This is a genomic window from Bacteroidota bacterium (assembly GCA_030706745.1).
GTDB lineage: Bacteria > Bacteroidota > Ignavibacteria > Palsa-1295 > Palsa-1295 > PALSA-1295.
On sequence record JAUZNX010000003.1, the window covers coordinates 20,825 to 33,284 of the forward strand.

General features: G+C 53.8%; 10 protein-coding genes. 2 read left to right on the forward strand and 8 right to left on the reverse strand.

Going from position 1 to position 12,460, the window contains the following annotated elements:
* Window positions 1-68: 68 nt before the first annotated feature.
* Window positions 69-752 (forward strand): ATP-binding protein, encoded by a 684-nt coding sequence (locus tag Q8902_04845; GenBank protein MDP4198882.1) that lies wholly within the window; start codon window positions 69-71, stop codon window positions 750-752.
* On the forward strand, window positions 749-1,942 hold the full coding sequence (gene carA, locus Q8902_04850) for a glutamine-hydrolyzing carbamoyl-phosphate synthase small subunit (GenBank protein MDP4198883.1): 1,194 nt from the start codon (window positions 749-751) through the stop codon (window positions 1,940-1,942). The genes Q8902_04845 and carA overlap by 4 nt, the downstream gene beginning before the upstream one ends.
* Here carA and Q8902_04855 read toward each other — a convergent pair.
* The 8 genes from Q8902_04855 to Q8902_04890 all read right to left on the reverse strand — a co-directional run bounded on the left by Q8902_04855 (window position 1,939) and on the right by Q8902_04890 (window position 12,459).
* Window positions 1,939-3,741 (reverse strand): hypothetical protein, encoded by a 1,803-nt coding sequence (locus Q8902_04855; GenBank protein MDP4198884.1) that lies wholly within the window; start codon window positions 3,739-3,741, stop codon window positions 1,939-1,941. The two genes, carA and Q8902_04855, sit on opposite strands and share 4 nt — an antisense overlap.
* Window positions 3,738-7,238: a tetratricopeptide repeat protein gene (locus tag Q8902_04860; GenBank protein ID MDP4198885.1), complete on the reverse strand. Its 3,501-nt coding sequence runs from the start codon at window positions 7,236-7,238 to the stop codon at window positions 3,738-3,740. The genes Q8902_04855 and Q8902_04860 overlap by 4 nt, the downstream gene beginning before the upstream one ends.
* 84 nt (window positions 7,239-7,322) lie before the next feature.
* Window positions 7,323-7,874, reverse strand: a complete 552-nt coding sequence (locus Q8902_04865) for an HAD-IIIA family hydrolase (GenBank protein MDP4198886.1) — start codon at window positions 7,872-7,874, stop codon at window positions 7,323-7,325.
* Window positions 7,864-9,309: an undecaprenyl-phosphate glucose phosphotransferase gene (locus tag Q8902_04870; protein ID MDP4198887.1), complete on the reverse strand. Its 1,446-nt coding sequence runs from the start codon at window positions 9,307-9,309 to the stop codon at window positions 7,864-7,866. Before Q8902_04870 ends, Q8902_04865 begins: the two co-directional genes overlap by 11 nt.
* Window positions 9,310-9,410: 101 nt before the next feature.
* A complete protein-coding gene (locus Q8902_04875; protein ID MDP4198888.1) occupies window positions 9,411-10,757 on the reverse strand; it encodes a glycosyltransferase in 1,347 nt (448 codons plus the stop codon).
* Between the two features lie 453 nt (window positions 10,758-11,210).
* Window positions 11,211-11,357: a lmo0937 family membrane protein gene (locus Q8902_04880; GenBank protein ID MDP4198889.1), complete on the reverse strand. Its 147-nt coding sequence runs from the start codon at window positions 11,355-11,357 to the stop codon at window positions 11,211-11,213.
* A 41-nt stretch (window positions 11,358-11,398) separates the two neighbouring features.
* Entirely contained in the window at window positions 11,399-11,545 is a 147-nt protein-coding gene (locus Q8902_04885; GenBank protein ID MDP4198890.1) for a lmo0937 family membrane protein, read from the reverse strand.
* Between the two features lie 83 nt (window positions 11,546-11,628).
* Complete coding sequence (locus Q8902_04890; protein ID MDP4198891.1) at window positions 11,629-12,459, reverse strand: carbohydrate ABC transporter permease; 831 nt, start codon at window positions 12,457-12,459, stop codon at window positions 11,629-11,631.
* Window position 12,460: the final 1 nt, after the last annotated feature.

The window sequence follows — 12,460 nt, forward strand, 5'->3', positions numbered from 1 at the left end:
TTTTTGTCAACAATGCTCCCCCGGCATTTCAAGGCAAGGGAGCATCGATCGCGATTCGGGGGTGATTGTTGAAGACAGCATTATCCTGGAGCAGTGGGAAGGACAGTGCTTGGGCACTCCATGTGTTGCGCCAGCAGTGCGTCGAGGTCAGCATGTTGCTGACGACTGTGAACCAGGCGTTCGATCGCGTGGCGATGCACGGTGTGCGTCGGGAGTTGCTCGAAGCGCAGGCTGAATCGGTCGGAGTGCCGCTCATGGTGGTCGATCTGCCGTGGCCATGCTCGAATGAAGCATATGAAGGACGTATGAAATCGGCGACAGAAAAGCTGATCTACGATGGGTTTGACACGATGGCCTTCGGCGATCTGTTCTTACGCGACATCCGTGACTACCGGGAAAAGCAGATGGCCGGCAGGGGTCTGAATCCGGTTTTCCCTCTTTGGGATAGCCCAACAGCACAACTGGCCGAAGAGATGATCTCCGGTGGTTTGCGCTCGCAGGTCGTGACGGTCAATCCAAAGAAGTTAGATGCCAAGTTCGCAGGACGACCGTGGGACCGCGCTTTCATTCAGGAATTGCCCGAGGGGATCGACCCATGTGGTGAATATGGGGAATTCCACACCTTTGCATTCGATGGCCCAATGTTCGGACGCGCAATTGATTTTCGAGCCGGTGAGCATGTCGAACGCGACGGATTTGTCTTTGCAGATGTTCTACCATTCTACCAAGAGGAAGCAGTAAACCAGACATGAGCGACAAAGAGACACAAAGCCTGAATGGAAAATCTCCGGCAAGCAGCCGGATGCCTGCGCGTCTTGTTTTGGAAAACGGTGCTGTCTTTCAGGGGCTGGCATTTGGTGCACTGGATGTAAAGCGTACCATTGGCGAGGCCGTATTCACGACCAGCATTACTGGTTATCAGGAAATCCTGACTGATCCATCCTATGCAGGACAAATCGTCACCATGACCAATCCGCTCATGGGTAACTACGGCGCAACGCACGAAGATCTGGAAAGCAGCCATCCGTTCGTCAGCGGATTTGTCGTGCGTGAAGCATCGGAACGCTACTCCAACTGGAGGGCCGAAGAGAGTCTTGGTGATTTTCTTCGTAAGACGGGTGTGCTGGCTATTGAGCAGGTCGATACGCGGCGGCTTGTCCGGCTACTTCGCAGCGAGGGTGCTATGCGGAGCGTCCTTTCCATCGAAGCACTATCTGACGCGGAGTTGGTGGAAATCGCGCGGCTAAGTCCCAATATGGCTGGACTCGATCTTACCAAAGGCGTTACGACGAAACAAACCTATGATTTTCCGGAAATTACGAATGACGAATTTCGAATTACGAATCAGGGGACAGAGTCAGTTCGTCATTCCCCAATGCCTCATGTGGTTGTGCTCGATTATGGAATTAAGCAGAATATTCTTCGCAAGCTTTCTGCCCACGGTGCGCGGCTGACAGTCATGCCTTCGACTACAACGCTCGAAGAGATCATGGAACAGAAACCCGATGGGATTTTTCTCTCGAACGGCCCCGGCGATCCCGATGCCGTGAAGGATACCATTGCGATGCTCAAGCATCTTATCAAACGGGAGGAGCAGCCGATCTTTGGGATCTGCCTTGGACATCAACTGCTATCGCTCGCGCTGGGTGGCAATACCTACAAGCTGAAGTTCGGGCATCGAGGCGCCAACCACCCAGTCAAGAATCTGCTGTCGGACAAGATTGAAATCACATCGCAAAATCATGGTTTTGCTGTCGATTGGAAGACAATGCCGAACGACTGCGAACTAACGCATCTCAATCTCAACGATCAGACCGTCGAAGGCTTCCGGCATACGAAGCTACCTCTCTTCGCCGTACAATATCATCCTGAAGCCTCACCGGGACCGCATGAGAGCGACTATCTCTTCTCGCAGTTCATCGAGGCGATGCGGACCGCCTAAAAAGCGTAACGCGCATTCACCGTTACCGAACGCGGCGATTCGATATACCCTGGCCAGAAATCGCTGGCTCCGTTCAGAATATTTTCGATCTGAAGTATTCCTGCGAGCGCAGGTGTAAGTTGTGCCCGCAATTCAAAATCAATCATGCCGAGAGTCCGGTCGGGGAGCGTAATCGAGTGAAACCGGAGCGACGGCTTGAACGTCTCCCATAGAGAATTGAACCGATAGGTCGCCTCGAACTTTAGGATTGGTTCGAATGGCATGGCAATATCGCTATCGAGATCGGTTGCGGATGTCAACTTAAGCGAGGCCGTCAGTATGTCACGGTCAAACAAGAGGAAGTTGCCCGAAGCCCCAAACTCCTCACGCCGTGTTGAGGCTTGTCGTGCGGTCACCAGAATAGACGAATCTCGCAGCCGGAACGCCATGAAGACGGGTTCGTGGTCGCGTGTGATCACGCGAGCTTCGAGCCGAAGCACATCATCGGCTGAAATGGCGTAGTTCATAAATGCAGCCAGATTCAGTTTGTCTATGACAGCGCCTCGACCACTTGACTGAGCGTAAAAGGGATCGATAGCCGTAAGGGTCGCCATGCTCGAAAGCTGCGCCTGTGGATCGAAACTCCCACCAAACTCCCAACGCGGATTCAGGGCAATCCGGAGATGGGCAACAGGGGAAAGCGGTGTGCCACCCCCCGTTCCGGAAAGTAGCTTGATTCCGGCATCCCATGCAAACTCACTATTTGTTTTGGTGCCGAATAGCACAGAGCCGTCTTCCGATTCCACAAGACCGTCAGTATTGAGCGAGGCCCGTGAATAGGCGAGGCCAGCGCGGACCTGGAATGCGCTGGCAATCGTGGAGCCGAGGCCAAGCGCGAAGTATTGTGATGATTCCGAAGGGTTTTCTGTCAAGTCTTCACTCCACTCGCAGTCTGCAAGATGCAGTTGGTACTGCAAGAGTTCGGTTGCCTCCCCGTGGAGTGTTATACCCGCCTTCAGCAGCGCCATATCGTGATTCATCGATCTCGAACCGAGCGAGTCGCTGATTAAGGTCAGAGCGCGGTTCTCAATTCCCAGAGTCGCATCGAGCTCCGAAGCATGTCGCGTAAGAAGTGCCGGGTCGGTGCCAAGCGAAGCGTGAAACGCGCCGTCCAGACTCAAAAAAGTATGCAGCGGAAGCGAGGGACGCTCGACAAAATCGCCGCTCGCGTCATAAGACATTCGCTCGTCGAATGCTTGTTTGATAAATCCATAAATTGCTGGCTGGTCGATATTACCTCCGCCCACTTCAAGAAATGCTTCAAAGGGTTCGGGCATGGGCATCGACATCGGAATGGGTGACTGATCGAAGAAGGGGAGCACCTCTCGCGTCACCGGGTTCATTCGTTCAAGAATCGTTGAGTCGAATGGTACCTGCGTCATTTCGCTTTCAGTCATGATCGCGGCCGGGTAGTTAAAGTGAACGCGATTTCCAAATCGCGCCAGTTCCGGGATTTCGACGAGTTCCGAATCGAGCCACTCCTTATGCGAAAGCGATACCGCAGTGTCCACGAGTGCGAATGCCGAATCCGAGAAGGCTCGTTCGGTCGTATCATTCGCATGAGCATGTTCCAGATCGGAGGCATGGACCGTATCGCGATAGATCAGCGTCCGTCCCTTTTGCGAACGGCGAAGTTCCTGCAGCATGGATGGAGGAAGCGGTCGACTAATGCTTGCACTCCGAAGCGTAGAATCGACGGAGCCGGTTTGCGCCAGCACTGCCGCTGGCAGCAGAAGCAAAAGGAAGATGAGTAACTTCATCGAGCTTTTCCTTTCTTTGCGTTTTTCGCTATCTTTGCCGGCGCGATCTGTTTCAGCAGCGATTCGGCGGAGGCGCGCTGCCGGCTACTAGCACCTGGAGTTCGGAGCAATTGCCGCAACGGTTCAGCGGCTGCTGACTTCCGTCCCAGGGCCAATTCTGATTCTCCGAGAGCCAAAAGTCTCCGTGCTTCCGATTCGTACGAAAGTGGAAAGTCCTTCTTTGCAGACTGCAGGGCAGTGACGGCCGACCTGTAATCATTCAAAGTCAGATAACTCTCTCCGATGCGGACTGCCGCCGCACCACCCCAAACATCCTTTGGATGGGCGGTCGTAACGCGTGTGAATTCCATACGGGCTTCAGTCACTGTTCCCTTTGCTGCGAGAAGTTCACCGGCCCGAATCGCAGCTCGAGCCGAGACAGATGCTTCGATCGGGTAGCGATATGATAGGTTGCGGAAGACTGCGATTGCAGAATCTGGCTTCTTCTGGTCAGTCAGCATCTCCGCATATTCAACCATGGCCTGCGGTGCGGCATCGTTCGAATAATATCGGTCGGCAAATGCTGCTTGATAATCCGTTGCCGCCTGAGCGAGCAAATTCTCTTTCCGTTCAATTCGGGCGCGATCCAGATACGCTTCGGAAGCAATGCCGAGTGAGTCGTATTGTGCGATAATTGTTGCCAGTTGCGAAAGCGCCCGCGCAGTGTCCTTGCCGAGCAGGGACGCTCGGGCAAGTAGTAAGTCTGCGCGCGGTCGAAGACTGTGCATTGGATACTTGCTGATGAAGGATTCTAATAACTGTGTGGAGTGTGCGGCCTCGCCGACACGCAGACTGATCTCGCCAGAACGGAGCATGAGTTCCGGACCGAGTGGCGTTTCCGGATTGCGGGCCATGAATGTATCGGCGACGGCAATTGCTTCGCCGGGGCGTTTGAGGGTCAAAAGCGCATTCTGGAGAGCGATCAGTGCGTCGCCAGCCTCCCGCGAGCGAGGGTAATCGCGCAACAAGTCCTGATAGTAAGTGATGGCACTTCGAAGATCCTCATGGCGGCTTCGCTCTTCGCCAGCAACATACAGAGCGCGTGGCGCAAGCGCCGATTGATGGTACTGAGCAAGAATGACCTGCACATCACGCTCGGCCTCGGCAGTCTGGTTGATGGAGTATGCCGCCAGGGCTCGGTCAAAGTGGGCTTCGTCGATAATGTCGCTTCTGGGATAACGGGTTGCTAAATAGGCAAAAATATTCATTGCACTTCGTGCACTGTCCATGCGGTATCGAGTCACACCGAGCATGAGTAGCGCCCGCGTCGTGCGAAAATCATTGAAGGCGGGGCGATCGACAGCGAGATTGTAGAGCCGGTTTGCGTCCGCGAAGTTGCCAAGAGCATAATAGGAATCGCCGGCTCTGGCGAGAACATCGTAAGAAAACCGGCTAATGGAATCGAGAGCAATGACGCTCTGGAAGGCGGTCGCTGCGTGGGCATAGTCATTCGCTTCGAAGAGGCTCCACGCGTATCCATATTGGGCATCGACCTTGCGAGCGCTGTTAGGGAAGTCAGCCAAGAGCCGGGAATATGTTGTAAGTGCAGAATCATACTGGCCATCGCGCAGGTATGCCTTGCCGAGCCAGAAGAGGGCTTCATCGGTCCGTCCGGCTACCCGTTCGTTAGTGAGCCGGAGGTAGGTGTGGAGCTCGTCCGCGGCATCGTGCCACGCGCCAAGCGGGATCAGCGAGAGCCCTCGCTCGAGATGCGCTGCAGCACGGGCTGCTGTATCATCTTGAGGAATGTTTGCATAAGCATTCAGGAAGTAGGCATCCGCGCGCTCATACATGCCTCGTCGATAGGATAGCTCGCCGAGCAACAGCGAAGCATAGGCGCCCCTCACCGTTTGCTCGCTCGTGACCGGCTCGAGCAGCTTTGCCGCCTCGTAACTGTGTTCTCCGAATCGAATGAGAGCAAGTTGATATGCGGCAAGATCGCTATAAAGCATCGTCTTGTTGAGCGCAAGCTTCTCGAGTACATCGGAGGCTTCACTGCTCATTCCGGCCCGTGCCAGCGCGACTCCGGCATAATAGCGGGCGCGCTCCGGAAAATCATTGTAAAAGAACGATGCGGTATCGAGCGTTGTACCACCGAGAGCGCTGGTGGAAAGCGTCGCGGCGCGGCTCAGCGATACAGAATCGTTCAAGAACGGATCGAAGAATTCGCCGCGTTCTCGCAAGGTGGAGGTCGCCCCGCGAAGCATACTCTGGCCGGAGGTGCTTGTGTCGATCACTGCGAGTTCTAGAAAGGCACTTGCTGCCTCCTTATACTTTGCGCGCTCGAAGAGCGACCATGCCCGCTCGAAGCGAATCGCATTGGCAACGAACTTCGCTTCCTCGCTGCTTCGTTGGAACTGTGACATCGAATCGATCGATAATTCGGCATCACGAAGGACCTGAGTCGCGTCGTCGTATCGGGCTAGCCCGGAAAGCGTGCTTCCGCGCACGAGAGCCACTTCACTGCGGTAGTAATTCGAAGCCAATTGCGTGGCATATGCACCAGAGCCCTCCGGAAGCCGTGTCGAACCGAGCATTCGGTCGTGGGGCGTTCGGATCAGCATCATTTCTTGAATCAGTGGCGACACATACCCAAGATCACGATTGAACGATGGGGAGCGGTGCTCGGTCACGGTATAAAGTGAGTCGGCCTGATCGAGTGTGGTAAGCGCAGTGAGGAGATGACCGCTTCGTCGTTGCTCCGCAGCCTGCCGTAATAGAGCCAGCAAGAGAATCGGACTTTGTCGAATGTTCGCTGCCAAGGCAAAATTGGAGTCGGCTCCTGTCGCATTACCTTGTCGTTCCTGTAACTCGGCAAGCCGAAAGCTCGAGAATCCGATCATCCGTGAATCGCTCGAAGCAGTGATTGCTCTTCTATAAGCATTTTCGGATTGAGCAAACTCTCCCAGGGCGCGGAGTCCTTCGGCGCGCCAGAACTCCACTTCGGTCGTGATGTCCGCGGCGGAGGAGGCATAATCCGTAATGCCATTCAGTTGATTGAGTCCTGCAGCGATATCGGGCCGCCGAAGAGGCCTGTGGGCATAAGACTCCAGAGCACTTAACAGAGCCGCTCTGCTCTGTGTCGGGCTGGCTACCGTGGCACTGGAAACTGCTCCGGCTGCAAGGGCTTGCGCTTCCATGTTCGAGCCATGCAGGTAAGCTCCGAGAGATCGAAACAGATCGAGCGTTAGTCGTTCTTCAGCGCGTCCATATTCTTCGCGTTGATCGAGTTCTATGTCGAAAAGACGTTGCGCCGCTTCGCCCGTCAATCCCGTGCGAAATAAGTCAAGAGATTGCTCCGATTGCTCTTCGGATAGGGGCAAGAAGATTAGGGAGCGATCTGCCGCCGATGGGTTGGCCGAAAGATTGGCGTGCTGTGCGAGCCCCGTAGCAGGGGCCAGCAAAAGTAAAAGCAGGAGGGCGGCGCGTGTTCGGAGTGGCGCGGCCGGTGAATCCATCAAGTCGAGGCTGTTCTAAAGTGAGATGAGTCGTTCATATACAACGGCTACAGAACAACAATCGGTTCTAAACCTGGCATTCTGCTATAAAAATTTCAGAATCTCTTCGAGTGTGTGAATCACTTTCGTGGCCTTGGGAATTTCTTCAGAGTGAACGGTTACGAGATACGCGGTCTTGGTCCCGGCGCGCTGACCGGCTTCAATGTCACTCATGGAATCGCCGATCATCCAACTGTTTTCGAGATCGATATTCCATGTTTGCGCCGCTTCGAGAAGCATTGCTGGCGATGGCTTGCGGCGAGGATCCGTTGAATTGGCACTCGTGGCATAGAGGATATCATCGAATTTGACGCCAGTTTGCTGAAGCAGTCGGGACTGAAGATCGTCATGAACGGAATGGAGTGCGCCTTCCGTCATCAGCCCAAGCCCGACACCGCGCTGGTTGGTTATGATGATGGCGAGATACCCTTTGTTCTTAACCGCTTGCAGAACGGACGCAATTTCCGGTGAGAGGTCCAACTCGAGCGGATGGCGGACGTAACCGCCGAGGATCCGAGTATTGATCACTCCGTCACGGTCGAAGAAAATTGCACGTCGTTTGGCATCGTGCCCAGATGCATGAGAATCAATACGCATTCTTATCGCCGGCAATCACATGGATGATCGTGCGGCCAACAATAGCAAGGTCCAACAGGAACGACCAATTTTCAATATAGTAGAGGTCATGCTCGATTCGGTGTTGCATAGCCTCTGGAGTCTCCGTGGCTCCGCGCCATCCATTGACCTGGGCCCAACCGGTCAAACCAGGCTTCACGAAATGCCGGACCATGTACTGCGAAATAATATTCCGATAGTCTTCTGTATGCTTCAGCATGTGGGGACGAGGGCCAACAACCGACATGTCGCCGCGAAGGACGTTCCAAAATTGCGGGAGTTCATCCAGACTCGTCATGCGAAGAAAGCGGCCAACACTGGTTCGGCGGGGATCATCATCCTTTGCCTGTAGTATGTCGGCGGTACCATTCGAGCGCATTGTCCGAAACTTGTAGCACATGAAGGTCTTGCCACCGAAACCGGTTCGAGCTTGCTTGAAGAGCACCGGTCCCCGCGACGTGAGTTTGATCGCAATCCCGCTTGCGAGGTAAACCAGTGGAAACACAAACAGAATTACTGCCAAACTGAATAGGATGTCGAACGATCGTTTGGCCAATCGTTTAGTCCAAATGTCTAGCGGCGCTTCGCGAGTACGCACAATCGAAAAAGCTCCGATCTGATCGTAGGTATTGGTATCGAATGATCGGTCCACGGCACCAGCCTCCGGCCGAAGCAAGGAAACACGAATGCATCGGTTCTCGCACTCATGGATGAGATGCGAGATCGTTTCTTCTGTCGCGGTCGGCAGCGCGATCATGACTTCATCAATTGTCTCGCGGGCTGCAATCCGATCGATGTCAAGTACACGGCCTAGGATCATTGAGCGAACTCCGCTCTGAATTCCATTGTCATCGAGGAATCCGACAACATGATACCCATACTGTGGATCATCGGTTACCGTACGATAGAATTGTTCTCCGGCATTGCCCGCACCAATAATGAGCAAGTTCTTTCTCGGAGCCCGCTGACTCTGCACGGTTTTGCCGGCCGATTGCAGGATGATACGAAACGCCATCAATACGACCGGGGCCGCAACCAGAAAGTAGCCGAGAAAAAGTCTGGAGTAGTAAATGTAACCGCCGCGAGCGGTAATGACAATCAGAAGTCCCGCGCCCAGCAAAAGACCGGCGCGGCCAATCGCCCGAACGTCTTGAAGGCTCGTTAGGGCCGCATGCTTTGTCGCGACCGAGCGAGGCGTGTAGAGGCGTTGCCAAACGCCAATGATCATCCAGAGGCCAATGAGAAAATATTCGAGCTCGCGATAGACCGACCAAGCTGCGGCATTGTGCGGAGCGCCCATAAGTGGCATAAACGTCCCAAACCGAAGGCCCAGCGCCAAGTGGTATGTGGCATTGAGCACAAAGAGATCGGCCAGAAATAGCAGGGTTCGTCCGACGGCAGGGGGGCGTGATCGCATCGGGACCCCAAACTGTGAAACGTCAGATTTCGTCGCGCGCGATGAATTTCGCGCAAGCGGCTCACGAAAAAATCTGATCGTTTGGGCAGTTGCTTCCATTCTCAAGTCTCAACTAATTCAGGCGCCGTTTGGACAGTCGTCACTGGATCCGGTAGCAAGCCCGGCACGATTTCACGGATCGTCTGGTCCAATGCACGGAACATATGCTCCCAGGTATATCGCGTTTCCACGAGCGCGCGAGCATTCCGCGCAAGCTCGCTGGCGCGAGCCGGATCGCGCAGAAGCATCAGTGTAGCATCTGCCAACTCTTGATCGGTCGAGCGAATGAGAGCATGGACGCCATCCTCCAGGCCTTCGATTCCGGAAGCCCCAACGGGTGTCGTGACAATCGGAGTCCCAAGCGCCATCGCTTCGAGCAGTTTATTTTGAATGCCGGCTCCGACAGTTTGCGAGTGAACGAGCACCTTCGCTCGCCGCAAATATGGTCGCATGTCCTTGACATCTGGAAACAGCGTAGCTCCGGAAGTATGCTGCACAAGTTTCACGATTTGAGGATCGGGTGATTTTCCAACGACCGCCAGTTTGGTCGAGGGGGAGCCTTGCCGGATCATGGGATAGACCGATTTGAGCAGCCGCCGTGCCATCAAAATGTTATGGTATGTACCCAAATGGCCGAAAAAAATCAGGGAGTCCTCGCGTGGACCATCATAAAAATCATTGTCGGCCAGCGAAATGCCGTTCGATACGATTCCCGTCGGCAGCGTCGGATCTGCCATGAGAATCCGATGTTCGTCGGCTTTGGAGACAAACGTAATGCGTGCGAATCCTTTCGCCATCGCCCGCGGCTCATACGAGCGCAAGCGAATTGCATCCATTTTTCGAATTAAGTACTGCGCATGATCGGACGGACTACGCCAGAGAGAGAATCGCTGCGATGCGCGTTCCTCGAGGATCACACGAGCATCTTCAGCCACCAGCAATTTCGGTGTCCGCGTGTGATTGCGAACGAAGTGGGCCGTGCGAAGAAAGAAGCAAACAATTAAGTCATACTCGTTTGCGGCGAGTGCCTCATCAACAGCCTGCTGCATCGCGCGGTCGTTGTAATAGGTAAACTCGATTGGCGTGGTAGAGATCACGTGAGTAACAACTCGGCGTAATGCGCGTGCATGATCGAACGGGACAATTCGAACGTTGGCAAAAGCGTCAAGCGCATTCGCGGTCTCCGGCGTCGCCGCATGCGCCTCATCCAGTGCGATGAGATCGACCTGGGCCTCGGTGGACAGATGACGAACAAGGTGGTACGCTTTGATCCGATCGCCACCGATCAAAGGAAATGGAAAGCGATGGGATAAAAAGAGGATGCGCGGACGCTTCTTTGGCGAATGACCATTGGCATGGCCATTCCGCGCAAAGCCATTCAGGGGAGTTCCTGTGTGACTTCCATTCATTGTATGTCCGTTCCTTGCCCCACTTATCATCGGCCGTCTCCCAGATTCACGTTCTCGATATTCACGCACGCGAAGGTCTCATGCTATTTAGAGGAACCCCGAAGCAGTAAAAGGTAACAGGTATTAATTGATACCCTTCTATGTCCGAACTTGGGTCTCGAGGCGCAGCAGTTGCAAGCGCTTGCGGGGCGGTCGAACGCATGGTACGATTCATGCGAGTACGAGCCAGCGCGAGATATGGTCCGAGGTCCGTCAGAGGAAACGCAAACGCCGGATTGTGCAAGATTCTTCCCGATTTCTTAAGTTATTCGATAGTCACGAATGAGTGCCGAAGCCAAAGCCGGATCAAACGATTCCAGCTTAAGTTCGTAACACAAAAATAGACAACCTTATTGCGAAAAGCAATAGGGGCACTCATTTGTGACCTTACCGGGGATTGCCCATATGGGCCGATCAAATCGGACGCCGGCCTTGAATGATGCGAACCAGCACCACAATGATCGCGATGACAAACAGGATATGAATAAGGGCGCCGATATTGAAAACCGTATACCCAAGAAGCCACGCAACAATAATAAGTACCAAAATAAACCAAAGCATACGCGTTGTCGCTAAAATAGTGTGAAGTTGCCTCAGCCCGTTTAAACCGCACGTCGGCCGGTGATGAGTCGTACCAACAGCAATATTATCGCCAGCACTACCAATAGATGGATAAGTCCTCCGGCAATGTGCATGGCGATTCCCAGAACCCAGAGTACCAGCAGGATCGCGATTATCGTCCAAAGCATAATTTTCTCCTTCCGCTTCAATACGGCAATATTTTGCGTGAAGAAGTTCAAGAAGCGTACCATTAAGAGGACGCTCTTGGCAACTAACCTTTTATCGCGCCTGCTGTGAAGCCCGCAATGATTTTTCTCTGGAAAACCGCGAAGAGAATCAGGACCGGGATCGCGCTCATTCCGGCTCCTGCCATCAGGTGACCCCAGTCTATGGACTGTTTTCCCTGATAGAAGGCTAGACCTACTGGTAATGTCCGCATGGAGGCTTTATTGACGAAGAGAAAAGGAAAGAGGAATGAATTCCAACTGGTCAGAAACTGATAGATAAAAAGCACCACCAGCATCGGTGTCGCGAGCGGGAAGATGATGCCGCGGAGAATTGCGAAGGTTTTGGCTCCATCGATTCTTGCAGCTTCCTCCAGTTCTTTGGGGAGGCTCTCGATGTATTGCCGCATCAGGAAGATACCAAATGGAGTGACGATGAATGGCAAAGTCAAGGCAAAATATGTGTTAATCCAGCCAAAAGTCACCACTTCGCGGTACAGCGGGATCATCACGACATGCGGAGGTACCATAAGAACCCCCAGCACGCTCGCGAACAGCAGTCCCTTGAGGTAAAAGCTTCGGCGAGCAAGGGCATAAGCCACCATAGTACAAAAAATGCAGCTACCAGTGGCCACAATCAGCGCCACGATCAGGGAATTGATGAAATAGATCCCGAACTGATCGGACTGAAGCGCATCGGAATAATTCGAGAATGTGAATATTCCATGCAGCAACTCCCTGAATGTCGCATTGCCAGCGGGATTATCCGAAAGCGATAACAAAATCATCCACACCAGCGGAAAGATCATTGACGCGCCGGCCACGAGCAGCACGATGTGTGCAAGCGTTGAGGAGCGCCCTTTCAATGTCGTGATCATT